The organism is Gluconobacter roseus NBRC 3990 (assembly GCF_006538885.1).
Taxonomy (GTDB): Bacteria; Pseudomonadota; Alphaproteobacteria; order Acetobacterales; family Acetobacteraceae; genus Gluconobacter; species Gluconobacter roseus.
On sequence record NZ_BJLY01000001.1, the window covers coordinates 376797 to 402084 of the forward strand.

Here is a 25288-nt window from a genome sequence, read left to right on the forward strand (position 1 = left end):
GATGGGTATGAGACAGCGTATGTCCTTCAATGTGCATCAGAAAAGCCCACCGCATTAAGGAAAAATTAGGCTGTTGGGCGCCATTGTCCCTGACATGAAGAACGGAGGTGTCCGCATTGGATGATCTAGGACAGGGAGCGACCTCGGTGCCGGCAGCCCCTCAGAACCTGCATGCCGGCCGGACAGTCATGGCAGATGGACTGTCTGAACTGCCGGAAGGTAGCGCCGGTTATGCCACAGCCATCACTGCATCGAGTGCAGGGATGTTTGCCACGACCCTGCGGAGCCGCAGGGCACGACAGAAGAGCGCACTGTCACCATTGCGGTGGCTGCCTCGTTTCGTGATGGGGCGCAGTAGCACAGACAAGGTAATCGGGGCACAGGTGGATATGAGCCAGCTCTGGCTCTCGGTTCCGCGCCGGACACTGCGCAAGAGCCGTCGCAAGAGCCTGGGGCAGCAGCAGCGGGAGTTTGACTCGGATCTGCTGGGAAATGCGTGTTCGCAGGCGGCGACATGGCCCGACGGTATGCGTCTGATGGTGTCTCTGGAAGATGATCAGGCGCCGGATGGGGATTTCAATGGCCGCCTGAATGCCGTTCTTCAGAACAGTGGTTTTCCGGTCAGTCGGCTCGATCTTGTATTCCAGGAAAGTGGTCTGGCGCAGGACGACAAGGAAACCTGTTACACCCTGTCTGCTCTGCGCGATCAGGGGTGTCAGATTTTTCTTGGGGGATTTGGTAGCGCGCCATCCAGCCTGAGCCTGCTGCGTGAACGCGCCATGGGCGGGTTGCTGGATGGGGTGCAGTTCGATGTGTCCATGCTCACCCCGTCCGGGATGTGCTGGCAACAGTCCGGCGATGCACCGGTTCTGGATGAAGGAGCCATGCTTTTTTATCGGGCGGCTCTGGATGCAGTCAAAGCGCTGGGTCTCAAGGTCAGGGGTGTCGGCGTGGATTCAGCTGATCTGCTTTCTTTTGTTCAGAAAGTTGGGTGTGTGGAAGCATCGGGAACGGTGCTTGCCACGCCTGAAACGACGGCACAGATCACCGAACGTTTTGAAGAGACGGCGGGACGACCACGCCGTCGACGCATGGCAAGAACGGCGGAAGGTTTGTAAAAAGACCTCCCGCCATGTGCAGGACTTCAGTCTGGAACGGAGTGTTCAGTTGATCTTGCACTGATAACTGAACAGCCGTTCCGGGTTTTCCCGAAGCATGGAGGCGAGCATCGGCAGTACCTCGGTCAGCGCATTCTCGACCGCCTCGGGGGACTGTCCGGTTTCTTCACAGATGTGATTCAGACGTCTCTCTCCCATCAGATCTTCGACCTGTTCCGGCGAAAGGGGTGTGGAGGGGGGAAGCCGGATTTCACTAATCGCTGTGGCCAGCTGGCAGTCCTCTTTCATCATCTTGATGGTGACTTCTGTCATGCCTGAACGATCCGTACTTGCACCACTCAGCCAGTCGCCGAAACGGATGAAGACGGATGTTGCAGCCTGGGCTTCGGTCTGGCCGGTGCCAGAGGCCGGAGACTTGGATGTGAATGTGTTCTGAGCGGTCATTGTCAGGCTCCTTTCGTCAGGAGAAAACGGGCCTCTGCCGGGCTGGTGGCCCTGCATCCAGAACGTTTTCTCTGACCAAAGGGTGCCGGCATCTGGAAACACCTTTCTGTGTTGTTTGTCACAGGAAATGGGCGTGTTGTCACACTTCTGATGCAGACACGGTTCAACGCAAAGCGGCGCTTTCCACCAGAACAATTTCTGCATCTTCCCGCGCGGTGAGGGTAATGCTTTCCACGTCGCTCAGGGCCGCACCGTCCCTGTGTCCGACGATCTGACCATCGATCTCCACGCTTCCGGTCGCCGGAACGAGATAGGAGAACATGCTCCTGTCCGTCTCGAAGGTTAGCGTTTCACCGGCCTTGAGGGTCGCGCCCAGAACACGGCCACGGGTGCGGATGGGCAGGGCGTTGTCTTCCGGGAAACCCGAGGCAAGCGGGACGAACCGGCCGTTGCGTTCATGGCGCGGAAACGGACGTGTGCCCCAGGACGGCTTGCCGCCTGTGCCATCTGGAATCAGCCAGATCTGGAAGAGTGTTGTGGCGTCGTCATCCCGGTTGAATTCGGAATGGACGATGCCGCTGCCTGCGGACATGACCTGCACGTCTCCCGCTTCTGTCCGGCCACGGTTGCCGAGGCTGTCCTCATGCGTGATGGCGCCGGTGCGGACATAGGTGATGATTTCCATGTCGCGATGAGGATGTGCACCAAAGCCGTTATGGGGTGCGATGCGGTCGTCATTCCAGACGCGCAGGCGGCCCCAATGCATGCGGTTGCGATCGTGATAATCCGAAAAGGAGAAATGATAATGGGCGTCGAGCCAGCCGTGATCGGCGTGGCCGAGAGAAGCGAACGGTCTGATGTCCAGCATGGGATCATGCTCCTGAATTGATGTCTTGTTGCAGATAATGGGGTAGGGAGGTCATGAAGAAAATGGAAAGGATGGAAATGTGAAGTTTCCAGAAACCACATGACCGGCCTGCCTGATCTGGAAGGCTGGGCCGTGTTTGCGCGGGTGGCGGAAAGCGGTTCCTTTGCTGCCGCCGCGCGTTCCCTCGGGCTTTCGGCGCCGACTGTCTCCAAGATCATGGGGCGTCTTGAGCATCGGCTTGGAACGACGCTGTTCCAGCGCAGTGCGCGTCATCTCTCCCTGACCGCAGAGGGAGCGGAATGTCTTGAGCGGGCGCGTCGCATCCTTTCGGAAGGTGAAGGGCTGGAAGCCGAATTGCGGGAAGGCACGGCCACACCGCGGGGTCTGATTAGGTTGGCGGCGCCTATGACATTCGGTCGCGAGGTGCTCGGGCCCGCCTTGCCCGGATTTCTGGAACGCTATCCGGACATCACGCTGGATATGAATCTGGATGACGGGGTTGTGGATCTACTTGCGGGGCGGTTTGAGGCGGCTGTCCGGATTACGTCCGGGTTGCTCCGTCCGGCCGTATCGGGGCAGGCGTTTCTGCTGTGCCGGTCCGTCACGCGGTTTGTCTGTTCGGAGCAGTTTCGTGCCCGGCTGGGCGAGGTGGAAAATCCCGAGGATCTGGCGGGGCAGCCGGGCCTTCTTTATGCCAATGCGCCGGTTCCGGATTTCCTGCGTCTGAAACATGAAGATGGCCGGCAGGCTTCCGTGAGACTGAAAGGGCGTGTGACCGCCAATAGCGGGGATATGCTCCTGCCAGCCATCCGGGCGGGTCTGGGGATCGCGCTTCTGCCGGAATTCATGCTGCGGCCGGATCTGGAAAGCGGCCGGGTTGTAGAAGTGCTGCCCGGCTGGACGGGGGCCGAACTGTCTGTCTGGTTTATTGTCACGGGATGCGGGGCTACGCGGACGCAGATGTCAGCCCGGCTGCGGGTTCTGCTGGCTTATCTGGAGAGAGTGCTTGGCGAGATCGTGTCACAGGATTACAGTGCCGGGCAGGAGAAAACGCGATGAACTATGATGCGATGTTTCAGTCCGCCCTTGACGGTCTGCATGCGGATGGCAGCTACCGTTACTTTGCGGATCTGGAACGCCGGGCCGGTAACTTCCCCAAGGCTTTCCATCATGGCTTGGGCCGTGATGTCACGGTCTGGTGCTCGAACGACTATCTCGGCATGGGGCAGCACCCCGAAGTCCTGACAGCCATGCATACGGCACTGGACGAAACGGGCGCTGGAGCAGGCGGAACCCGCAATATTTCGGGCACCAACCACTATCATGTGGAGCTGGAAAAAGAGCTCGCCTCCCTGCATGGCAAGGAAAGCGCGCTGCTTTTCAATTCCGGTTATCTGTCGAACTGGGTGACGCTGGGCACTATCGCGGGGCGTCTGCGTAACTGTGTTGTGCTGTCCGACGAGCTCAATCATGCGTCCATGATTGAGGGTATCCGTCATTCCCGCGCCGAGAAGCAGATCTTCCGTCATAACGATGTCGAGGATCTGGAGCGTCGTCTGAAAGAGCTTCCGGCGGATGTTCCGAAGATCATCGCTTTCGAGTCTGTCTATTCGATGGACGGTGATATCGCGCCTATCGAAGCCTTCTGTGATCTGGCCGACAAATATGGTGCCATGACCTATCTCGACGAGGTTCATGCGGTTGGCATGTATGGCGATCACGGTGCGGGTGTGGCCGAAAAGCTGGGTCTGTCCCATCGCCTGACAGTGATCGAGGGTACGCTCGGCAAGGGTTATGGCGTTGTGGGTGGTTATATTGCTGCATCCGCCGCGCTTTGCGACTTTGTCCGCTCCTTCGGGTCTGGCTTCATTTTCTCCACAGCTCTTCCGCCGATGATTGCGGCTGGTGCCCTCGCCAGCGTGCGTTACCTGCGCAATAGCAGTGCCGAGCGTGAAGGGCAGCAGCGGGCCGTGGCCTATCTGCGTCAGGCTCTGGACAAGGCCGGCATCCCGCATGTCATGAACCCGAGCCATATCGTTCCGGTCATGGTGGGTGAGGCGGAACTGTGCCGCAATCTTTCAGATGAACTGCTGAACCGGTTTGGTAACTACATCCAGCCGATCAACTTCCCGACTGTCCCGCGTGGCACGGAACGTCTGCGCATTACGCCGACGCCGCTGCATACGAACGAGATGATCGACGAACTGGTCGAGGCTCTGGCGACCTTGTGGCAGGAGCGTCAGCTCAAGACGTCCAAGTCCGCTGCAGCCTGAGAAGGGGGGGAGCTTTGATGGCTCCCATCGTCCCTCTTTAAGAAGCGATTACTAAAAAAGGCAGACCCTTTCGGGGCCTGCCTTTTTTTAGTGTTAATCAACGGTGCAGATGACGCTCAGGCCGCAGCCTGGGTCTGAATACCGTGACCGAGGATCTGGAGGCTGAGGATGCCACCAGACGTCTTCAGTGCCGACCCCAGATCCAGACGGGCGTTACCACCGGTCCAGCGGGCACTGCTGTTTTCAATGCCCCACCAGCCATCGGCATACGGGTCTGAAAGATGCGTCGAAAGACGGTGCGTCTGCTCGCCGCTCCACAGAGTGGCTTCACCCACGAGAACGCCCAGTGTGCGACGGTCATCGACGAAGGGGCCGATGCGGTCAGCCGGACGGCCAGCTGCGCTGATGATGCGAACGCTCGTGCAGCCTTCGGGAAGCATGAAGACGAACTGTTCGCCGCGCACACGGATCGGATACAGGGCTGTTCCATCTTCAAGAACGAGATGGGTCGCGTCTGCAGCCTGTGTGGTCAGATCGGTCTTTACGGGAGCATAACCGAGCTTTTCCGCACGCAGGGCAAGTGCCGCAAAAACGGGCTCAACATGCTTGCGGTCGGTGACCAGCGGTACGGCTGCGTCTTTCTCCCAGCTCAGGCCGTGCAGGCGGCTCACCGTATTGCCCTGCATCAGGGCAGAGGGGCGATGACCGGCGTCCATAAAGCTTTCCGACAGCGCACCATTTGCAACCAGAACCGAATGCCGTTCTGTTTCCACGTGGTAGTAGTCGTACTCCGTAATCGCATGGTCATAGACAATGCTCATGCCATTGACGAGCATGCGGACCGGAATGAAGCTGTTCTCAAGCATCATGCAGTGCTCGGGCGTGATCAGCAGGTCCCGGCTGGGAACGCCATCGGCCAGTGCTCCGGCACGGATACGCACGGGAACGGCATCCATGTCCGCATGTCCGGTCGTGCCGGTTGTCGCATGGGCATGGCCGACGCGCAGAATGGTCTGCGTGCGGGTGGCACCGTTTTCATGGACCGTGATCTGATCACCAGCCGTCAGCGTTTCGATGGCGCGTTCACCGTCAGGCGTCAGGATCATGGTCCCGGCCAGATAGCAGATCTGCCCGTTATATCCGGTCGCACCATTGACGACGCTCCAGCTTCCGTCGGCATTCGTCACGATGCTTGGGGTGCCGACACCGGAATTCGGACCAAAGGAGACGTTCGTAAGCGTAATGTTGTTCCCACCCGGATTGGTGGTGATGGTCAGCGTGTAATTCGAGCCCGCATTCTTGGTGAATGTGGCACTGACAGGGGTGTAGTTCCCCTTTTCGATGGTGATGACGGAATTCGCGTCATACCCTGTGATCGGGGTCTGGACCGTCTGCTGGTAATCGGAAAAGACAAGCTGACTGGGCGTACCATTGACTGCGTCACGGCCAAAGATGATCTCTTTGCCGGCAACGGCATTGTTGACGTACAGCGATGCGCCGTTCTGCAGGACGGTCGTCAGTGACGATCCCATCTGGAACATGGCATTAGCGTTGCCCAGAGACGTTCCGTCAAGGATCAGGGTTCCCGCGCCGCCGACACTATGGCTGTTGATCGTGACGGTCGGATTGCCGCTGATCTGCAGGGTTCCGTTAACGGTCGGATTGCTGCCAAGGCTTACCGCACCAGACGTGGCGATATTCATCGTTCCACCCGGCTTGACCGTCAGCTGGTTGGTGTTGAAAACCGTGGCGCTGGCGTCGGAAGACGTAACCGTGACGTTCAGTGTCGCATTGGGATTGACCGTCAGTGTGCCAAAGTTCTTTGCATTCGCCTGCGTAGCAGTGATCGTGACCGTCTGGTTGTCGGCCGTACCGGCGACTACATCATCCCAGTTTGCACTTTGGGGGACAGTGTTTGTGGTCCAGTTTGCAGCAACGAACCAGTCGCCGGTTGCGCCGCCCATCCAGTAGTTTGTCATGTCATTGAGTCCTGATGAGGTCAGGAGCCATGCCGCTGGAAAGCGGGGGAAAAGTCCTTGACCTAACTTGTGACGCGTTGTCTCAGGAGAAGAGTTAATTATTGGGTAATTCGAGTGCAACATCATTCGTGTTTCAAAAATGAAAACGACAATTACAAAATATTAAATGGTGATTTTCCAATCACTTGCCGGAATGATTTTTGGAGCCAACTGTCATGTGAATCGGCGCTGAAATGCTTCCTCCATGAAGAAAACAGCGCAGGATCGCATCAGGAAAAGACGGTGACCGGGTTGCCTGCCAACGGTCTTCCGCTCATCATGTTGTAATGGCATCACAGGAAAAATCGGTTCCTTTCCGGAAGAACCGGAAAGCCACGAAGCTTTCACAGCGGCTGGGGGTCGCTGGTGCCTCCTGTGTGCTTGATGTCATGATCAACGACCGGCCGGCCCTTGTGCGGGACAGTGCAGCGTTCATTGTGCTTCTGGAAAGAATTTGGAAGGCGCGCGATATTGATGCCGCGCTGGTCTGGGAAGAGATCGACGAACGCATCCGTCTGGCGGACGAGTTGCGCGCCAATGGCATCCGTCCCTACAAGGGGGGCCGTTTCCGCTCGACGAAGCTGCCGTGACATGCCGCCTTTGCCAGACCTGTCCCATATCAACCCTGACGATCTGACCCGTCTCGACATCGCAGCCCTGGTCATCATGGGGCTTTCGGCGTTGTGGGGGCTGACACGGGGTTTTGCGACCGAACTGGCCGGATTGCTGGCCTGGGTCGGGGCGATTGTCCTGACCTATCGGTTCCATGGACTGCTCGAGCCCTATCTGGAGCCTTATCTGCATCAGGCCGCGCTGGCTGGCAGCGCGAGTACGGCGATTCTGTTCGTGATCGTGCTGCTGGTCTTCACCATGATCGGCGCGCGGATCGGTATGGCGGCGCGGGGTGTGCTGTTCGGGGGCGTGGACCGTATTCTGGGGGCCGTGTTCGGGGTGGCGCGCGGTTATGTGGCCCTGATCGTGCTTTATCTTCTGGCGGGGTCTTTTTTCGGGTCCTGGATGACCTATGTGATGCAGGGAAGCCTCATTGGGCCTTACATCGCCGCCGGGGCGACCCATCTGACAGGTTATCTGCCTCATTTCCTGCAACCACATCTTGCGTCTCCGGCCACAAGCGGCCATGACGCGTCCTTGTAAAACCAGTCCGGAAAGGCCGCAGCCGCATGACCCAGTCCGACAGTCTCAACCGCCCGTACGAAGAGTGTGGGGTTTTTGGCGTCTGGGGTGTGCCTGATGCATCGGCCCTGACAGCTCTGGGCCTGCATGCCCTGCAGCACCGCGGACAGGAAGCCGCCGGTATCGTCAGTTTCGATGGTGAACGGTTCCACCAGCACAAAGGTCTGGGGCTAGTCGGCGACGTGTTCGGTGACAGTCGCGTCATGGCGACGCTGCCCGGCACGGTGGCCATCGGTCACAACCGCTATGCCACGACGGGCGGCACGCATGTCCGTAACGTGCAGCCGCTTTATGCCGATTATGAGTTCGGTGGCTTGGCCGTCGCGCATAACGGCAATCTGACCAATTCCGCGACGCTCAAGCAGGCGCTGGTCAAGCGCGGGTGTATCTTCCATTCCTCGACGGATACGGAAGTCTTCATCCATCTGATCGCGATTTCGCTCTATACGACCGTGCTCGATCGCTTCATCGATGCCGTCAAGCAGGTGAAGGGTGCGTATTCGCTCATTACGCTGACGCCGGATGACGGCCTGATCGGCATGCGCGATCCGCTCGGGGTGCGTCCGCTCGTTCTTGGCCGGATGCCGGGCTATGAGCAGGGTAATGGTGGCTGGGTACTGGCCAGTGAGACCTGCGCGCTGGATATCATTGGTGCGGATTATGTCCGGGATATCGAGCCCGGCGAGATTGTAGTCATCAATAATGACGGGCTGCGTTCCCTGCGGCCTTTCGGGGACAAGGGCGGCCGGTTCTGCGTCTTTGAATATATTTACTTTGCGCGGCCTGACTCCGTGCTCGAGGGACAGCCGGTTTATGAAGCCCGGCGGCAGATTGGCTGTGAACTGGCGCGAGAAAGTGCGGTCGAGGCTGATGTTGTCGTGCCGGTGCCGGATTCCGGCGTGCCGTCTGCGATCGGCTATGCGGCAGAGAGCGGGATTCCGTTCGAGCTTGGCATCATCCGCAACCATTATGTGGGCCGGACCTTCATTGAGCCGACGGACCAGATCCGTAATCTTGGCGTGAAGATGAAGCATTCCGCCAACCGGCCGGTTCTGGCGGGCAAGCGGGTCATCCTCGTGGATGATTCGATTGTCCGTGGGACGACGTCCCGCAAGATCGTGGATATGGTGCGCGCGGCTGGTGCGACGGAAGTGCATATGCGCATTACGTCTCCGCCGACGAAACATGCCTGCTTCTATGGCATCGACACGCCGGAAGAGAGCAAGCTGATGGCGGCGACGCATACGCTTGAGGAAATGGCACAGGCGATTGGTGCGGACAGTCTGGCCTTCGTCAGCTTTGACGGACTTTACCGGGCGCTGGGTCATGCCAACCGGGCCGAGGGTGCGCGCCGTTACTGCGATGCTTGTTTTACCGGGGATTATCCGATCGAACTGGTGGACAAGGAAGGCAATCTGGTCGCGTAAGGTTACTTCCTGTTCAGGATATGAAAAAAGGCGCCGGACCAGTGGTCAGGCGCCTTTTTTGTATCCGAAGACTGAAGGGTGTCTCAGGGATATGGGTAGGGGATCTGGGACAGTGCGGCTTCCGTACTGGCATCGGCTTCCGTGGGAAGCACTGAGTCCAGAGGCAGGGTCATGACGGCTTCGAGGCCCGGATTCAGGGTCGTGTAGGTGAGTGTGCCGGCAAGACTGCTGACTACGGCATTCATCATGCGTGTGCCGAAGCCCGTGCCCTTGAGCTGGGGCGTACATTCCCCCTGGTCCGAGACGGTCAGGATCAGGCGGTCGCTGGTCTGGGCCAGACCGACATGCAGCGGGCCTGCGTTGCCGTCATAGGCGTATTTGCTGGCATTGATGACCAGTTCGGTCAGGACGAGGCCGATATTGATCGCACGGTCCGCTGAAATCATGATCGGGAAGAGCGCGAGGCGCAGTTGCTGGTGCCAGTCTTCGCCAAGGGACGAGCACAGCTCTTCCATCAGTTCTTCAAGATAGCGCCCGAGATCCACGACACCGAAATGCTCGTCGCGGTACAGGCGGCGATGTACGAGACCGATGGCCGCGATGCGGTGCTGCGCTTCGGTCAGCGCGGTTGTGGTTTCCTCGTTCGCGGCACTGCGGGCCTGGAGCTTGAGAAAGGAAGCAACCATCTGCAGGGAGTTCTGGACGCGGTGATTGACTTCGCGGATCAGGAAATCCTTCTGGCGCAGCAGGCTTTCGCGCTCTTCCAGCGTGGCGGCGAGCGTTGCATTGAGCTCGCGGAGTTGCTGGGTCTGGTAGTCCGCGATCAGAACGCGACGGAGGCGACGGGCGGCCTGCTTCTGTTCGTTTGTCCAGCGCAGGCTGTGACCACGAATGGTCTGCTCCCAGGTCTTGAACGAGGTTCGGGGACGCAGGACGCCGTCGTCATCCTCATCGCCCTTGTGCGGGTTGCCGGCCCATTCGATGGTCTGGATGATTTCGACACGGCTCCAGATAAGGCACATCGGTGTCCGGAAGGGGAGCGTAATGGCCAGGATGCCGGCAGAGCGTTCGGGCCAGTCGGCTGCGGGCGGGTAGTCCTTGCCCAGCATGGCGCTGGTGAAAATGCCGCCATTGGTGCCCATCCTCAGCCAGTCATGCAGCTTGTGCAGGTTCTCGCTATCCGGCAGGACACCGGTTGCCGTGATGGTCTCGCCGCTGATCACGGCAAAGCCGTTGCAGGAGAACAGGGACTGCAACTCGCCCATGAAGCTGCGCAGATTGCTCTCGATGGGGTGGCGCACGTCGAAATGGGACGTGACGAACTCCATCGCATTGCGCAGGCGCAGACGCTCCTGATAGGTAACCAGCTCTTCCTTGTTCCGCAGCTGCCGTGACATGACGCCTGCCAGCGTGCGGCAGGCAGCGCGGACGTCTTCGGAGAGGCGACGCGGCGTCGCATTATGGCAGGCGATCAGACCCCACAGGACACCATCCACGACCAGTGAGACCGAGGCCGAGGCCCGCACGCCCATATTGGCCATGTATTGCAGATGGATCGGCGAGACACTGCGGAGCTGGACATCGCTGAGGTTGAGCCCCGCAAGCCCGGCTTCGGGCGGGCGGATGGAGGCGGCCTCGTAGGTGATGTCCGGGATGACGCGGATGCGGTTGCGCAGATAGAGCGCCCGGGCCTGCGCGGGGATGTCGCTGGCCGGGAAGTGATGGTTCATCAGGGACGGGAAGGCGTCGTTGCGGCTTTCCCCGACAACGCGGCCGGTGCCGTCCTCCATGAAACGGTAGACCAGAACGCGGTCGAAGCCGGTAAGGCGCTGGAAGATCGTGGCGCCCTGACGGCAGACGGATGCCGTATCGGGGCACCGTTCGAAACGGTCGGCCGTGCGGTCGATCTCGCCGAAAATATCCCAGGTCAGCAGGTTATGCGGTTCGACCGGTTCGAGTTCGATGAGGATATGCGTGTCCTGATCGTGTCGCAGGACGCTGAAGGTCTCGCCTTTCAGGCCCGGCACGCGCAGATCGGACAGGGAGGGATGTTTTTCGTCGTGAAAACGGCTTGTCGGGACTTCCAGGATCGCGGGGAGGGGACGTCCCAGCCAGTCCGGTGCAAGACGCCCTTCGATATCACCTGCGCCACCGATGATGGTCAGGGTCGTGCTGTCAGCGACCAGCAGCAGTCCGTAAGGCTGGATGGCATCAGGACGGTGGATCGGCTCACGGTCACAGGAGGTCGTGACGGCGTGTTCCAGCGAGTAGCCCGGCTCGGAGGCGGCTGTGCGCTGGACGGTCAAGAGGAGGTCCGCCTGAAAGAAGAGACTGTCCGCAGGGCAGACTGTCTGCAATCAGCAGGGGCAGTTTGAAGAGCAGCGGACATAGAGAGCACTCGGTTTGTGGATGCCTTCCGCGTTCGGGAAGGCCCGACCAGCGGAGGTCCAGATATCATTCTGTCCATTATCTGTTCCTCTACCGGGGCTGTCAATTTATGACGTTCTGTTTCAGGGCTGTCGGCTGTCAGCCTGGATCCAGGAGGCGACATCCGCAGAGAGGGCATGGCGGCTGGCCGGGCGCGTATAGAGCATGTGGCCGCCCTGATAGAGATGCAGCGACACGCGATCTGCACCCACCGTCAGATGATCCTTCATCCAGTGTGCCGTTCCGAATGGGCAGGCCACGTCATAATAGCCATTGGCCACGAAGACGCGCAGGCCGGGATCGAGCGCCAGCAGGCGGTTGAGGACCGGGATCTGGTGGATCGGCGAGGGACCACCCGAACTCCACTTCCAGCTTCCGTTCACCTTAAGGGAGAGCAGGTCGTAGGTCAGCGGGGTCTTGAAGCCGAGTTCATTGGCCGCGTAGCCGGAAAAAGCATTGCCATAGGCGCGGCCGAAGCCGAACAGCGTCGGATCAGGGCTTTCGTCCAGACCATCGGCGGCGGGGTCGGCGATGGACTGGGTAAAGTCGTACAGCCCGTACAGGCGGCCGTCGCGGGACATGATGTCATGCGAGCCGATGGCGGGGATGCCGTGCTGACGGGCGATCACATCCTGCGGCAGACCGGTCCGCTGGGCGATCTCGGCGTAAAGCGCCTGACCTTCGGTGCCGGACGGGAGCTTGCCGGCGATTTTCGGCAGATAGGTGTTCAGGGACCACTGATAGGCGTCTTCGGCGGTCTTTTCCGTCACGTTCGGGCTCTGATGCGATGTGATCAGGCTTGGCATCATGAGGGCGGCGGAGAGCGGGTTTTCGTCCGTGTCGAGCAGAGGCATCTCGATGGCCGGGGAGATCATCACGATGCCGTTGAGCAGGATGCCCTGTTCCATCTGCAGCGCATTCGCAACCTGGATGGAGCGGATGCCGCCATAGCTTTCGCCCACGAGATAGTGCGGCGAGGCTTCACGACCGTTTGCCGACGTCCACAGGCCGATGGCCTTGGCGAAGGCGCTGGCGTCCTGTTTGACGCCGTAGAACTGGTCCCCGGCCTTGGCCGTATCGGCGGGGCGGGAATAGCCCGTGCCTACGGCGTCGATGAAGACCATGTCCGTGACGGGGAGCCAACTGTCGGGGTTGTCACCCATCGTCGCGTGGGTGCCGTCCGTCGGGTCCTTGGCGGGCATGGTCAGGGCCTTGGGGCCAGCGGCACCGAGGTTCAGATAGGCCGTGGCCGCACCCGGACCGCCATTGAAGAAATACGAGACCGGGCGGGTTCCGGCCGGAACGCCGTCCTTGGTGTAGGACACGTAGAACATGCGGGCAGTTGGCTTGCCGTCATGGTCGCGCAGAATGAGCGTGCCGGCATGGGCGGTATAGGCGATGCCGCCCAGATGATGGTGCGTGACGGAATCCGCGGGAAGGAGCGCTGCTTCGCCGGTCAGGGTATCGGACGGCTTGGCGTTTTCGGTTTTGGGAGCGTCGGCCGCCGCGGCCGTACAGATGGGGGAGAGGAGCGTTAAAGCGAGCAGGGCTGCGCGGCGGGTCATCATCTGACGGGCATCTCCGGGGAAAGAAACAGGAATATTCCGCCGTATCAGTCCTGAGACGCAACGGCTACCGCTGCCGCATGAAGTTTTCGTCATGCAGCAGCGTTTTGTAGGCCGGAAGCGCGATCAGCTTTTGGGTGGCGTGATGTTGGGGCGCAGCATCAGGCGCGGATCGGCGAAGCGGTCGTATTCTTCCGATGTCATGAAGCCGAGTTCCAGCGCGGCTTCACGCGGGCTCAGGTTCTTTTCCATGGCGTGATGCGCGACTTTTGAGGCGCGGTCATAGCCGATGGCGGGGGAGAGCGCCGTGACGAGGACGAGCGAGCGTTCCAGATCCTGCTTCAGCTTGTCGGTATTGGCTTTCGTGCCTTCGACGAGGAAGCGGCGGAAGTTTTCCGATCCGTCATGCAGAAGGGTAATGCCCTGCATGATGTTGTGGATCATGAGCGGCTTGTAGACATTCATGTCCAACATGCCTGCCGCACCGCCAAGGCCAACCGCGACGTCGTTGCTCATGACCTGAAGGGCCAGCATGGCGAGGGCTTCGGCCTGCGTCGGATTGATCTTGCCCGGCATGATGGAGGAGCCAGGCTCGTTCTCCGGCAGGTGCAGCTCGCCCAGACCCGCGCGCGGGCCGCAGGCGAGCAGACGGATGTCATTGGCGATCTTGAACAGGCTGCCCGCTGTCGTCCGCAGCGCGCCGGACAGATGCACGAGTGCATCATGCGCGCCCTGAAGCGCGAACTTGTTCTCGCCAGCCGTAAAGCCCAGGCTGGTCAGGCGGGCGATTTCTGCGCAGGCGCGGCGATCGAAGCCTTCATCCGTGCTGACGCCGGTGCCGAGTGCCGTGCCGCCAAGGGCGAGGGGAAACAGACCATCGCGGGCCTGTTCCAACCGAGCGATATTGTCCGTCAGCATCCCGGCATAGCCGTGCCATTCCTGACCCAGCGTGATGGGAACAGCATCCTGAAGATGCGTGCGGCCCACTTTGACCAGATCGCGCCATTCCTCGGCCTTGGCGGCCATGGCATCGCGCAGGCGCGTCAGGGCCGGGATGAGGCGGCGATGCGTGCCGAGGACGGCCGCGATGTGCATGGCGGTCGGGAAGTTGCAGTTGGTGGACTGCGACATGTTGACGTGATCGTTCGGGTGCAGCGGTGTCTTGCTACCGAGCGGATTGCCGGTGATCTGGCAGCCGCGGTTGGCGATGACCTCGTTGACGTTCATGTTGAACTGCGTGCCCGAGCCCGTCATCCAGACATGAAGCGGGAACATCCGGTCATGCTTGCCCTTCGTGATCTCGTCACAGATGGTATGGATCAGATCGGCACGCTCCTGCGACAGGCGGCCGCTCGCGGCATTGGCCGTGGCGCAGGCGCGCTTCATGATCGCATAGGCCTCGATCATTTCATGCGGCATCAGTTCGCGGCCGATGCTGAAATATTTCAAGGAGCGCTGGGTCTGCGCGCCCCACAGCACATCGTCAGCGACTTCGATCGGGCCCATGCCATCGGTTTCGGTACGGCTCATTGTCTGTTTTCGGCTTTCCTGCGGGTGGTCCGGCTCATTCCACGGGGGAAATTATCGCACAATCGCCGCAGGACAAAGGAAGACAGCCATAGAAAATCCGGATGCCGTCACAGGGAAAATGCCGTTCAGGATTCGACGGTCTGGGCGACCGGATGGCGGCCGTAAGTGTTGGTCAGGATTACACCCGCCATCACGATTGCACCGCCGAGCAGGGTGCGCAGGGACGGGACTTCGCTGGTGAGGATGTATGCCAGGACCATCGTGACGGGGGGCAGAAGATAGAGCAGGGCGGCTCCCCGGGATGCACCGAGATGGCCGATCACAAAGCCCCAGGCGGCGTAGCCGAACGCGGCCGGGAAGATGCCGAGTTCGAGCACGGAAACCTGCCCCTGCCATGAGGCGTGCGCGAAGCTCTCCAATCCCTGTGGAAGCCAGGGCGCAAGAAAGACCGCACCGGAAATCAGGACATAAGCAATCGTGGGCAGGGCCCCGTAACGGTGGATCAGGCGTTTTTGCAGGATCGTATAGAACGCTGCGCAGACGGCGGCGCCGAAGACCAGTGTTGCGCCTGAACCAAAGGCCAAGCCGCCGCTCTGTCCCATGGCGATAAGGGCAACTCCGCTGAAACTCAGGAGTGATCCGACCCAGCCCCAGGGGGACATGCGCTCTCCGAGGAAGACCATCGCCAGAAGCCCGGCCATCAATGGCGCGGCACTGATGACGAAGCTGGCAGCAGCGGAGGAGACGGTCATTTCGCCGCAGTTGAAAAGGATATTATAGAGCGTGATCCCGAGGAGTCCGCAGGCGAGGATCTGCGGGATGTCCCGGGTCTGCGGTCGTTGCGGGCGTTTCCAGCACAGCCACAGGGCTGCCATGACTGCTGCCACCGCATAGCGTAGTGCTGCCAGCGGGACGGGCGCCAGATCATGCAGCGCAATCCGGACGACAGGGTAGGCGCTCGCCCATGACAGGATGGCCACGGCGACGAAGAACGGCAGGAAACGCCCGGAAGAATGTGTCATGATTGCCCATTATCAGGAATATTTCCCGAACGGGAGACGGAGTTTATGCGGGGCTTCAGAATGTATGTTCGAAGGCCAGCGTCCCGATGACCTGACGGGTTGTGTCGCGGCCTGAAAGGGTCAGACCGACGCCGCCGAGAATGGAAGTGCTGGCGTTCCAGTTATATTCGATGGCAGGTGCGGCGAACCAGTCGTCTTCCGCGGGCGTGTTGAATGACAGGTTCTGGGCGGCTGGTGCGGTCTGGAGGATCTGGCGTCCCTGCACATGGGAGCCGCTTGACCAGTCCCGGATCATGTCGAGTGCGAGGACGAGATGACGAGTCAGGGAAAACTCGACGGATCCGCCGAAATTGCCGAAGGCTTCGCCGTGGGCGCGGCCGGAAAATCCTGTGCCGGTTCCGTAAACGCTCTGTCCGTTCAGGGATGTCGATGCAACGGGCTGGATTCCGGTGGCCCAGAGGCGGACGCGAAAGGGTCGCATGGAACCGAATTTGAATCCTGTCTGGTCGATCAGGCCGTAGCGGAAGGAATAGACGCCCGATCCGCTGCCATCCTGCGCGCGCGACAGCCGGTCGTAGCTTCCCGTTGGAAAATTCATGCCGAGATCGACGGTCAGGGTCGTGTGCTGCCAGCTTCCGGGCCAGAGCCTGCTCTGTCGATCCAGTGCCACGCCTTGCAACATAAAGGGCAGATCCGTGAATTTCAGACCGGACGGTGTTGCGGATCGCTGCCAGGAATACTGGACCTGTGGCGTGATATAGACCGAGATGCGGTTGGTGATGCCGTATTTCAGAATGACAAGTGAGCTGACGGAGCGCTGGACGCCGGGCAGGGGATGATAGTCTCCCTGCGAGCCAAACTGCCCGACGGGCGAGCCGACATAGAGATAGGGCTCGACATAGAATGCGCCGGCTTTTGGCAGCGGCGTGGGCGGGGAGAACAGGGAGCCTGAATAGGCCTGTTCATCTCCCGGAACGGCGCTGGCACGGGACGTGGGAACCAGTACGGTCGCGGTTATGGACAGGCACAGGACAAGATCCAGCGGAAAGCGCACGGCTTCACAGACTTCCAGACAGTGACGGATAAAACGGAAACGATCGTTTTCCCTTTCGGGTTCACGGAACCTGATCGTCTGTTTTTGTCTGAAAGTTTGTCTCAGCCCCTGATGCGGGGCTGACGGGAGGCTATTTCAGCCAGCGATCGCCGCTGAAACGGTTGTGGGAGAACAGGAAACCGGCCACGAGCCCGATGGCGGCGAACAGGATGGTCCACAGCGAAATCGGCAGTAGCAGGGTTGAGACCGCTGCAAGCAGGACCATGCCGGCAAAGGCGCAGACGGCGGATTCGATGATCCTTGGGCCGTAATGACGCTCGGCACCGCAGTTCGGGCATTTCTCCGATGTCGGACGCATGGGCTGGCGGCAGACGGGGCACAGCGCGATGGCGTTGGCTTCGGGTTTTCTCACTGGCCGTTATTCTCCTGATGTTCGCCAACGGCGATACGCGCTTCCACAGCCATGCGCCAGGGCGCGTCGGCCGGTGCCGCAGCAAGGGCGCGGCGATAGAGGTCAAGGCTTTCACCAGAGATATGGCTGCCGTTGCGACTTTCAAGCTCGGCGAGGCGGATAGCAAGTTCGGGCTCGAAATGGGCGTCGAGCGCGGCCTTCCAGTCGCGGATCGCAGCATCCGTCATACCGGATTTTGCTTCGACCTGTCCCAGAAGAAAGTGTCCGGTCGCATAGGTCTGCGATCCGGGAGGGATGGTGGCCACTTCGGTCTGGAGCTTGTGGATCATCTGCAGGCCCTTCGCGTCCGGGCCCGTCTGCCGTCCACTCAGGGGCTGGGGCGGCAGGGAGGGATGACCGTTGACGATATAAAGCGCGAAGGCCAGCACCGGGATACCGAGCCCGACGGCTGCGACCGGCAGGACGCGGCTGCGCTTGGCCGGTTCCGTGTTCAGGTCCTCGACGGCGGCTTCGCCATCCGTGGCCAGCAGGCGGCGCTGAACTTCCAGACGGGCGGCCTTGTATTCTTCGTCGTTGATCAGAGCGAGGGCGTGGTCGCGCTCTAGATCGCCGAGCTGTCCACGATACAGGGTGAGGGCGGAGTCACGGGCGTTGACGCGCCGGCGCAGGGTGCGCAGCCCCAGAAATGCGGGACACAGGGCCACCGCCGCGATTATCAGGATTCCCAACCAGAACAAAAAGTCTACTCCCGGCCCGAAAGGGCATCCAGACGCGCGCGCTCGTCATCCGTGAGCGGCGCAGGCGTGACGACGGTGCGGCGTCTCGTCGCACGCCATGCAATGACAAGTCCGGCCACCAGCGCGAGCGCCGGCATCAGCCAGAGCAGGGCGGTGGACCATGAAAACTGTGGGGCCAGACGGATGAACTCGCCGTAGCGTTCGGTCATCCAGTCCATGATCTGCTGATCGGATTTTCCGGCCGAGACCTGCTCGCGCACGACCTTGCGCAGATCGCGGGCGAGGGGCGCGCTGCTGTCCTCAATACTTTCGTTCTGACAGACGAGGCAGCGCAGATGCGCACCGATGGCTTCGGCACGCTTTTCCTGCGCCGGGTTCGGCAGCATCTCGGCGGGATCGTCCACGGCGAGGGCTACGCCACCGCCGATCAGGCCAGCGGCGAGCAGCAGCGCCGGAAAGCGTCTGGATGCCTTCATAATCCGGCCAGCCTCGGACGGATTTCCGCCTCGTAGATCTGGGGATCGAGGGCCGCACTTCCATGCCAGATGATCCGGCCGCCGGGTGCGACCAGAAAGCTCTCTGGCACGCCGGTCACGCCCCAGTCGATCGCGACGCGGCCATGACGGTCGGACGCGACGCGGGCATAGGGGGAGCCGTCGCGCTGGATGAAGGCGCTGGCGTTTTCGGGCTTGTCTTCATAGGCGATGCCCCAGATCGGCATGTTGCGCGAAATGGCGCGCAGGCCGGGCATTTCCGCCACACAGGGGATGCACCATGAGGCAAAAAAATTGACCAGAACCGGGCGGTGCTGGGCCTTGAGTTCCGCATCGGTGAAGCCGTCGCCGAGGCCGGGGAGGCCCGGCATGGCGAAGCTCGGGATGGGCTTGCCGACATTGGGGTTCTTGATGGCGCGCGGGTCGAAGGCGCCGCTGCGCATGTCGCTCAGCATCCGCCAGAAGCCGACACCGAGGACGCCTGCGCCGATGATGGGAACGGCCGTGAGGATGCCGCGTCGTGTTGCGTTCATGTCCCTCTCTCCTCAGGCACGGGCCATGTTGCGGGCGGCGGCGCGCTTGGGGGCGCCGATCCGCATCCGGCGGTCGGACAGCGAGAACGCGCCGCCAATGGCCATGACCAGTCCGCCCAGCCACATCCAGGGCGCGAGCGGATTGCGGTGCAGACGCAGAACGTAGGTCGTGTACTTACCCGTACCGTGCCGGTCACCGACCACGCCGTACAGATCGGTGATGAAGTTGGTGTGGATGGCGACTTCGGTCGTGGTCTGGCTCTGCGTCGTGAAGTCGCGCTTTTCGGGATGCAGGATCGTCACGAGCTTGCCGTTATGGCGGATGGCGATGTCGGCCTGCATGGCCTTGTAGTTCGGGCCGATATAGTCGTGCACGTCGAGCAGCGTCCAGTCGTCGCCGGCCAGCGAGCGGGTCTCGCCGATATGGACTTCGACGATGGCGTGCTGCGCCTGCGACATGCCGCACAGACCAAGCACGGTGATGCCCGCGCCGATATGGGCGAGAGCCGCGCCCCAGCTTGAGCGCGGCAGGTGCTTCATACGCTCCCACACGCCCTGTGCGGACGTATGGCCAATGCCGATCCGGCGCAGGACGTCAGACGCGGAGGCTGCGATGACCCAGATGGCGAGCGCGCCGCAGGCGATGGGCAGGACACCGGAGAGCTTCCAGAAGCACAGAACCAGACCGATCGCGGCGATGCCGGCGGCGGCATAGAGATGCGAGAAGGTCCGGGCGAGCTGCGCGCGCTTCCACGGCAGGGCCGTGCCGACGCCCATGGCCAGCAGGAGCGGCAGGGTCAGCGGGATCGTGGCGGCGTCGAAGAACGGTTTGCCGACGGAAATGGTGCGGCCAGCCAGAAGCTGCATGAAGGGCGGGTACATCGTGCCGGTCACGACCACGGCGCAGATCGAGCAGAGCAGGATGTTGTTCAGGACCAGCGAGCCTTCACGCGAAATCGGCGAGAACAGGCCGGTCGAGGTGAGGGAGGGCGCGCGCCATGCGAACAGGGCGAGTGAGCCGCCGATGACGATGGCGAGCAGGGCCAGGATGAACACACCACGGGCGGGATCGTTGGCGAAGGCGTGGACCGAGTTCAGGATGCCCGAGCGGACGAGGAAGGTGCCGGACAGTGAGAACGAGAAGGTCGCGATGGCCAGCAGGACCGTCCAGATTTTCAGGCCTTCGCGCTTTTCCACGACGATGGCGGAATGCACGAGGGCCGTGCCCGTCAGCCAGGGAATGAGAGAGGCGTTTTCCACCGGATCCCAGAACCAGTAACCGCCCCAGCCCAGCACATAATAGGACCACCAGGAGCCCAGCGCGATGCCGCAGGTCAGGAAGCACCAGGCCGCCACGGCCCAGGGACGGACCCAGCGGCCCCATGCCGCATCGACGCGGCCTTCGATCAGGGCGGCGACGGCGAAGGCGAAGGGGACAGCGAAACCGACATAGCCGGTGTAGAGAATGGGCGGATGGAAAGCGAGGCCCGGATCCTGCAGGAGCGGGTTCATGCCCTGACCGTCCATCGGAGCCGGGAAGACGCGGTCGAACGGATCGGATGTCAGAAGGCAGAACATCTGGAACCCGGCGGAGACGCCGCCGAGAATGGCCAGAACGCGTCCACGCAGGATGTCCGGCAGGTTGCGGCCGAACAGCGAGACCGCGCCGCCGCAGACAGCGAGGATCAGCGTCCAGAGCAGGACAGAGCCTTCATGGTTTCCCCAGATGCCGGTGATCTTATAGAGCAGCGGTTTGGAGACGGCGGAGTTGGCTGCGACGTTCTGGACCGAGAAATCGTCGCTGACAGCGCACATGACGAGGCACAGGAACGAATAGCCCAGCGCGATAAGCTGCGAGACCGCGAGATAGGGCGCGAGCCCCACGAGGCGGGCATCGCGGCGGTTTGCGCCCCAGAGCGGGACAGCGAACTGCACGAGGGCAAGCACGCAGGCGAGAGCCAGGGCAAAATGGCCCTGTTCAGGTCCGAACATCAGGCGGTCAGCCCCCTGCTTTCTTTGCGGTCATGGTGTCCCAGCTCGACGCGTCCGGAGCCTTGCCGAAGCGCGGGTCCCATTTTCCGGTGCGCTTGAGTTCGTCCGCGACTTCCTTGGGCATGTAGGTCTCGTCATGCTTGGCGAGGACTTCGCTGGCCGTGAAGCCGCCATTCTTCTGGACGGTGCCCAGGGCGACGACGCTCTGTCCTTCGCGGAACAGGTCGGGGAGGATGCCAGTGTAATGGACCTCGACCGCGGCCTGCCCGTCCGTGACTTCAAAGGCGTTCACGGGGGTGCCGTTCTCGTTGATGCGGTGCAGGCTGCCGGCCATGACCATGCCGCCGAGGCGGATGGTGCGGTCGGGCGAAGGCGGGTTGGCCTTCACCTGCGAGGGCGCCATGAAGAACACGATATTGGACGAGAACGCCCGCAGCGTCAGGGCGGCGGCGGAGCCGACACAGGCCAGACAGGCGATGACGATCCAGAGGCGACGGGTCTTGCGGGTCATGATGCTGACCTTTCACGACGGCGGGCATGGCCCTCAACGGCGGCCAGACGGGCCTTGGATTTCCGCAGGCGCAGGGCGGCACCGACACCGAGGACGAGCGAGCAGCCCAGCGTCAGGCCGTATGAGGCCGCAATGTAGGGCCAGTGGTTCGGGAGATGCATCATGCGACTTGGCTGTCCCTGCGGTCGAGGCGCGAACGGGCCAGAAGCTGGCGCGCGCGGCTTTCATGGATGGCGGCGCTGAGCCGGGTGAAGATGACGGCCGCGACACCGAGCGTGAAGCCGATCGTGCAGATCAGCAGCGGCCAGAGCATCATCATGGACATGGTGGGTGCGCCGGTCAGGGTGATGCTGTCGGGCTGGTGCAGGGTGTTCCACCACTGGACGCTGAACTTGATGATCGGCAGGTCGATCACGCCGGCAAGGGCGAGGATCGCGGCGGCGCGCTGGCCCCGGGCGGGTTCATCGAAGGCGCGGATCAGGGCGATATGGCCCAGATACAGGAAGAACAGCACCAGCATCGAGGTCAGGCGCGCGTCCCAGACCCACCATGTGCCCCACATCGGCTCACCCCAGAGCGAACCGGTAATCAGGCACAGGGCGGCAGCGCAGGCGCCGACGGGTCCGATTTCGATGGCAGCGAGATCCGCCAGCGGATGGCGCCAGACCAGCGAGAGCACGCCGCAGACCGCAAGTCCGAGGTAGCAGGAGGAGGCCAGCCAGGCCATCGGGACATGCACATACATGATGCGCACGGTGTCGCCCTGCTGCCAGTCGGCCGGAGCGATGAACAGGCCCCAGATGACGCCGACGATCAGAAACAGGATGGCGCCGCTGCTCAGCCAGGGCAGGAGCGCATGCGCCAGACGCAGGAACTGCCCCGGATTGGCATAGCGATGGAGCAGGTTGGGGGTAGGGCGCACAGGGACACGGACCTCGGCAGATTGGTAACGCGGCGATTAGTTCCCTATTGAAATAGTCCGAAGCAATCATATTCGGAAGAGGCGCGTTGTCCCATTATTCCGATCACTGTTATCACGTTTCACGGAATTGAGCGTTAAATGCCCATGCGGCAGGAGTGGACCGTGGCGTACTGGCTGGTGAAATCGGAGCCCGAAGCGTTTTCATGGGCGGAGCAGGTCCGGAACGGCGTCGAGCCCTGGACCGGGGTGCGCAACTATCAGGCGCGCAACAATCTCTCGGCCATGAAGACCGGCGATCTGGCGCTTTTCTACCATTCGGTAAGCGAGAAACGCATTGTCGGCGTGGTGGAGGTTGTGCGGGAAGCCTATCCGGATCCGACGGCGGATGATCCGCGCTGGGTCTGTGTGGATGTGAAGGCGAGGGGGGCGTTTGCCCATCCCGTGAGCCTCGCGGACATCAAGGCTGATCCGGCTCTGTCGGAAATGGCGCTGCTGAAACAGTCCCGACTGTCCGTGGCGCCGGTGACGGATGCGGAGTTCCGCCACCTGACAGGGACCGGGGGCTGGACACGCGCCTGAAAACGCGTGTTGTCAGTGAATGGCGGAGGAGTCGCCGTTCACGAGCATGTTGGTCTGACCGTTGACCGGATGGCCGGCATAGCTCGTTGGGGAGTCTTCGTCTTCATAAGGTGACTGAACCGGTGCGTTGAACTTCACCGGCATGCCGAAGATCGAGAAATGGGACGGCAGGTTGTTGGGGCCGTTGGTTTTCTGCTGGGCGTTGGTGCCGGGCATGCCGACGGGAAGATGCGTGCGGACGCGGTCGCTGTAGCTGGCGAGGGCTGCTTCCGAGTCTTCCACCTCCGTATAGCCATGCGGCGGAGGCGGGGCGCCTTCGTCGGGCAGGGCGGCCTGTTGTGCCGGGGTCAGGGGTTTGGCGGGTGCGCCGACGATCTGGCCTGCGCTCGGCCCCATCTGCGGAAGATTGGCCGTGCCGTGCGATGCGTGATGGCGGGTATGGGTCGTGGCGGCATGGGCCGAAAAACCGGCCGGGATGAGGAGGCTGGCTGCCAGCGGAGCAGACAGGATCCAGCGCGATAATACGGTCATTGTTGTAATTCTCCTCACCCTACCAGTGGCCTCATGGAGCCGATATCCCCATGATGGCGCCATGTTAGGATATGAAACCTGCTATCCGGTAAACGGTTTCGGGTCTTACGAACAGGAGTTTTGATCGTCATGACCGCAGTGAATGACACGCAGCTTCCGACCAGCGAATTCGCTTCGATGGCGCTGGACGGGGATTCCCTTGCCCAGCTTCAGTCGGTTCTCGAAAAGGTGGAACAGGGCCGCGGCGTGCTCGTGCGTCTTGCAGACCTGATGGGCGGCGCCGTCGGACAGGCCACGCGACTCGGTATGCAGGGACTGGGACTTGCGCCGTCTGTGCAGGAGAAGTTCCACAAGACGGCGGAAGTCGCGATCGAACGCGCTTTCAAGGTCGCCATTCTGGGCATCGATAATGATGCGCCTGCCGTCCGCGATCCGTTACGTGAGAATATGGGGCAGGCTGCCGTTGCCGTCTCCGGTGCGCTGGGTGGCTTTGGAGGAATCTTCGGTCTGGCGCCGGATGTTGGCTTCACGACGCTGACGATCATGCGCGAAATTGCGCGCATTGCCCGTGAGGAAGGCGAAGACCTTCGGAACGAAGATACGCGTCGGGCCTGTCTGGAAGTCTTTGCGCTGCGCAGTTTCCCGGCACGCCAGAATGATGACGAAGGCGAACTCGGGTTCTTCTCGGCGCGGGCGCTGCTGCGGGGACGGCCGATCGTGATGCTGATGGCTGAAGTCGCCTCGCATTACGGGATCGGGCTGTCGCGCAAGTTCGCGCTGCAGATGGTGCCGGTGGCGGGTGCGCTGTGTGGTGCATCGCTCAATGCGGCGTTCCTTGCACATTATCGTGCGCTGGCGCGGGCACATTTCACGATCCGCCGTCTGGAACGCACGCATGGACTGGCCGTTAAGGAAGCGGCCGCCGACCTGCGTGCAGGGGGAACGGGCACATCTGAAACATTTTCCTGATTTTCAGGAACTTCCGGGGAAAAGCCCATGCCGATCGGTCTTGTCTGGCTTGGATGGACACTGGTGCTGGCAGTCGTCCAGCTTTTCCTGACCGCCGCGGCCTGCCGCCAGCAGGACGGTCTGCAATGGGCGAGCAGCAACCGCGACGGTGACCCGCCACGTTATACGGGAATGGCGGCGCGTCTGAAGCGTGCGCAGGCCAATCTGGCGGAGACGCTGCCGATCTTCATCGGCGCCGTGCTTCTGGCATGGGTGTCGGGCCATTACAGCCCGCTGACGGGCTGGGGGGCGGGGATCTATTTTCTGGCCCGCGTCGTCTATATTCCGGCCTATGCCTTTGGCTGGGGGCCGGTGCGCAGCCTGATCTGGGGCATTTCGATCGCCGGGCTTCTGCTGGTGCTGATCAGTCTGCTGTAAACGACGCCTCTGTCATGGACGGAGGCTCGCTTCCCTCACGCATCATCCACAGATCCACGAGTGCCGATATTACGAGACAGCCGGCGCTGATCTTGGCGAGCACCATCAGCAGGCCATGCGCTTCCGGCATCGCAAGGCGCAGGGCGCCAAGAATGACGAGAATGATGGCATAAATGAAAGCTAGCGGCACTGGCGATCTCCCTGTCGGTGGTCCACTCCTATCATGGGCGCTATCAGTACGGCCATGTTTT

27 protein-coding genes are annotated in these 25288 nt (G+C 61.6%); 9 read left to right on the forward strand and 18 right to left on the reverse strand.

Annotated elements, in window-relative coordinates:
* The first annotated feature begins 146 nt into the window (after nucleotides 1–146).
* A complete protein-coding gene (locus GRO01_RS01565) occupies nucleotides 147–1118 on the forward strand; it encodes an EAL domain-containing protein (protein ID WP_231490038.1) in 972 nt (323 codons plus the stop codon).
* A 45-nt stretch (nucleotides 1119–1163) separates the two neighbouring features.
* Here GRO01_RS01565 and GRO01_RS01570 read toward each other — a convergent pair whose 3' ends face one another.
* Together GRO01_RS01570 and GRO01_RS01575 are read right to left on the reverse strand one after the other, a co-directional pair.
* A complete protein-coding gene (locus GRO01_RS01570; protein ID WP_062507363.1) occupies nucleotides 1164–1562 on the reverse strand; it encodes a YidB family protein in 399 nt (132 codons plus the stop codon).
* Between the two features lie 163 nt (nucleotides 1563–1725).
* Complete coding sequence (locus GRO01_RS01575) at nucleotides 1726–2430, reverse strand: pirin family protein (protein ID WP_062507365.1); 705 nt, start codon at nucleotides 2428–2430, stop codon at nucleotides 1726–1728.
* A gap of 99 nt (nucleotides 2431–2529) precedes the next feature.
* On the opposite strand from GRO01_RS01575, the gene GRO01_RS01580 reads away from it, so the two are divergent.
* Nucleotides 2530–3489, forward strand: coding sequence for a LysR family transcriptional regulator (locus tag GRO01_RS01580; protein ID WP_062507366.1), 960 nt, complete (start codon nucleotides 2530–2532; stop codon nucleotides 3487–3489).
* Nucleotides 3486–4703, forward strand: coding sequence for a 5-aminolevulinate synthase (hemA, locus tag GRO01_RS01585; RefSeq protein ID WP_062507367.1), 1218 nt, complete (start codon nucleotides 3486–3488; stop codon nucleotides 4701–4703). The genes GRO01_RS01580 and hemA overlap by 4 nt, the downstream gene beginning before the upstream one ends.
* 116 nt (nucleotides 4704–4819) lie before the next feature.
* Here hemA and GRO01_RS01590 read toward each other — a convergent pair whose 3' ends face one another.
* On the reverse strand, nucleotides 4820–6682 hold the full coding sequence (locus GRO01_RS01590; protein WP_062507369.1) for a Hint domain-containing protein: 1863 nt from the start codon (nucleotides 6680–6682) through the stop codon (nucleotides 4820–4822).
* Nucleotides 6683–7110: 428 nt separating this feature from the next.
* Between GRO01_RS01590 and GRO01_RS01595 the strand changes: the two genes are divergently transcribed.
* From GRO01_RS01595 to purF, 3 genes are read left to right on the forward strand one after another with little or no spacing between them, the layout of a single operon-like run.
* Complete coding sequence (locus GRO01_RS01595; RefSeq protein WP_244926363.1) at nucleotides 7111–7311, forward strand: hypothetical protein; 201 nt, start codon at nucleotides 7111–7113, stop codon at nucleotides 7309–7311.
* A 1-nt stretch (nucleotide 7312) separates the two neighbouring features.
* Nucleotides 7313–7876 carry a CvpA family protein gene (locus GRO01_RS01600; RefSeq protein WP_062507374.1) on the forward strand — a complete coding sequence of 188 codons (564 nt, stop codon included), beginning with the start codon at nucleotides 7313–7315 and terminating at the stop codon, nucleotides 7874–7876.
* 26 nt (nucleotides 7877–7902) lie between these two features.
* Nucleotides 7903–9342, forward strand: coding sequence for an amidophosphoribosyltransferase (purF, locus tag GRO01_RS01605; protein WP_062507377.1), 1440 nt, complete (start codon nucleotides 7903–7905; stop codon nucleotides 9340–9342).
* Nucleotides 9343–9425: 83 nt separating this feature from the next.
* Here purF and GRO01_RS01610 read toward each other — a convergent pair whose 3' ends face one another.
* From GRO01_RS01610 to GRO01_RS01665, 13 genes are all read right to left on the reverse strand, one after another.
* Complete coding sequence (locus tag GRO01_RS01610) at nucleotides 9426–11648, reverse strand: histidine kinase dimerization/phosphoacceptor domain -containing protein (protein ID WP_231490043.1); 2223 nt, start codon at nucleotides 11646–11648, stop codon at nucleotides 9426–9428.
* Between the two features lie 204 nt (nucleotides 11649–11852).
* Nucleotides 11853–13337: a S10 family peptidase gene (locus tag GRO01_RS01615; protein ID WP_062507379.1), complete on the reverse strand. Its 1485-nt coding sequence runs from the start codon at nucleotides 13335–13337 to the stop codon at nucleotides 11853–11855.
* Between the two features lie 123 nt (nucleotides 13338–13460).
* Nucleotides 13461–14864, reverse strand: a complete 1404-nt coding sequence (locus GRO01_RS01620) for a class II fumarate hydratase (protein WP_062507381.1) — start codon at nucleotides 14862–14864, stop codon at nucleotides 13461–13463.
* Nucleotides 14865–14989: 125 nt separating this feature from the next.
* On the reverse strand, nucleotides 14990–15886 hold the full coding sequence (locus GRO01_RS01625; RefSeq protein WP_062507383.1) for a DMT family transporter: 897 nt from the start codon (nucleotides 15884–15886) through the stop codon (nucleotides 14990–14992).
* A 55-nt stretch (nucleotides 15887–15941) separates the two neighbouring features.
* Complete coding sequence (locus tag GRO01_RS01630; protein WP_062507386.1) at nucleotides 15942–16940, reverse strand: hypothetical protein; 999 nt, start codon at nucleotides 16938–16940, stop codon at nucleotides 15942–15944.
* Between the two features lie 130 nt (nucleotides 16941–17070).
* A complete protein-coding gene (locus GRO01_RS01635; protein ID WP_062507388.1) occupies nucleotides 17071–17352 on the reverse strand; it encodes a hypothetical protein in 282 nt (93 codons plus the stop codon).
* Nucleotides 17349–18089, reverse strand: coding sequence for a c-type cytochrome biogenesis protein CcmI (ccmI, locus tag GRO01_RS01640; RefSeq protein ID WP_062507390.1), 741 nt, complete (start codon nucleotides 18087–18089; stop codon nucleotides 17349–17351). Before ccmI ends, GRO01_RS01635 begins: the two co-directional genes overlap by 4 nt.
* A gap of 5 nt (nucleotides 18090–18094) precedes the next feature.
* The gene (locus GRO01_RS01645; protein WP_062507392.1) at nucleotides 18095–18565 is read right to left on the reverse strand and encodes a cytochrome c-type biogenesis protein; all 471 of its coding nucleotides are present in this window, start codon (nucleotides 18563–18565) and stop codon (nucleotides 18095–18097) included.
* The gene (locus GRO01_RS01650) at nucleotides 18562–19116 is read right to left on the reverse strand and encodes a DsbE family thiol:disulfide interchange protein (protein ID WP_062507394.1); all 555 of its coding nucleotides are present in this window, start codon (nucleotides 19114–19116) and stop codon (nucleotides 18562–18564) included. The genes GRO01_RS01645 and GRO01_RS01650 overlap by 4 nt, the downstream gene beginning before the upstream one ends.
* 12 nt (nucleotides 19117–19128) lie before the next feature.
* Nucleotides 19129–21108 carry a heme lyase CcmF/NrfE family subunit gene (locus GRO01_RS01655; protein ID WP_062507396.1) on the reverse strand — a complete coding sequence of 660 codons (1980 nt, stop codon included), beginning with the start codon at nucleotides 21106–21108 and terminating at the stop codon, nucleotides 19129–19131.
* A gap of 7 nt (nucleotides 21109–21115) precedes the next feature.
* Nucleotides 21116–21619: a cytochrome c maturation protein CcmE gene (gene ccmE, locus GRO01_RS01660; RefSeq protein WP_062507398.1), complete on the reverse strand. Its 504-nt coding sequence runs from the start codon at nucleotides 21617–21619 to the stop codon at nucleotides 21116–21118.
* On the reverse strand, nucleotides 21616–21783 hold the full coding sequence (locus GRO01_RS13270; protein ID WP_167494559.1) for a hypothetical protein: 168 nt from the start codon (nucleotides 21781–21783) through the stop codon (nucleotides 21616–21618). Before GRO01_RS13270 ends, ccmE begins: the two co-directional genes overlap by 4 nt.
* A complete protein-coding gene (locus tag GRO01_RS01665) occupies nucleotides 21780–22541 on the reverse strand; it encodes a heme ABC transporter permease (protein WP_062507400.1) in 762 nt (253 codons plus the stop codon). Before GRO01_RS01665 ends, GRO01_RS13270 begins: the two co-directional genes overlap by 4 nt.
* 162 nt (nucleotides 22542–22703) lie before the next feature.
* On the opposite strand from GRO01_RS01665, the gene GRO01_RS01670 reads away from it, so the two are divergent.
* Nucleotides 22704–23120, forward strand: coding sequence for an EVE domain-containing protein (locus GRO01_RS01670; RefSeq protein ID WP_062507461.1), 417 nt, complete (start codon nucleotides 22704–22706; stop codon nucleotides 23118–23120).
* A 12-nt stretch (nucleotides 23121–23132) separates the two neighbouring features.
* Here GRO01_RS01670 and GRO01_RS01675 read toward each other — a convergent pair whose 3' ends face one another.
* A complete protein-coding gene (locus GRO01_RS01675) occupies nucleotides 23133–23651 on the reverse strand; it encodes a hypothetical protein (protein WP_062507402.1) in 519 nt (172 codons plus the stop codon).
* A gap of 129 nt (nucleotides 23652–23780) precedes the next feature.
* On the opposite strand from GRO01_RS01675, the gene GRO01_RS01680 reads away from it, so the two are divergent.
* Both GRO01_RS01680 and GRO01_RS01685 read left to right on the forward strand, forming a co-directional pair.
* Nucleotides 23781–24620 carry an EcsC family protein gene (locus GRO01_RS01680; protein ID WP_062507404.1) on the forward strand — a complete coding sequence of 280 codons (840 nt, stop codon included), beginning with the start codon at nucleotides 23781–23783 and terminating at the stop codon, nucleotides 24618–24620.
* A gap of 27 nt (nucleotides 24621–24647) precedes the next feature.
* The gene (locus GRO01_RS01685) at nucleotides 24648–25037 is read left to right on the forward strand and encodes an MAPEG family protein (RefSeq protein ID WP_062507406.1); all 390 of its coding nucleotides are present in this window, start codon (nucleotides 24648–24650) and stop codon (nucleotides 25035–25037) included.
* On the opposite strand, the gene GRO01_RS01690 is transcribed toward GRO01_RS01685, so the two are convergent.
* A complete protein-coding gene (locus GRO01_RS01690) occupies nucleotides 25024–25227 on the reverse strand; it encodes a hypothetical protein (RefSeq protein ID WP_062507408.1) in 204 nt (67 codons plus the stop codon). The two genes, GRO01_RS01685 and GRO01_RS01690, sit on opposite strands and share 14 nt — an antisense overlap.
* Between the last annotated feature and the right edge of the window lie 61 nt (nucleotides 25228–25288).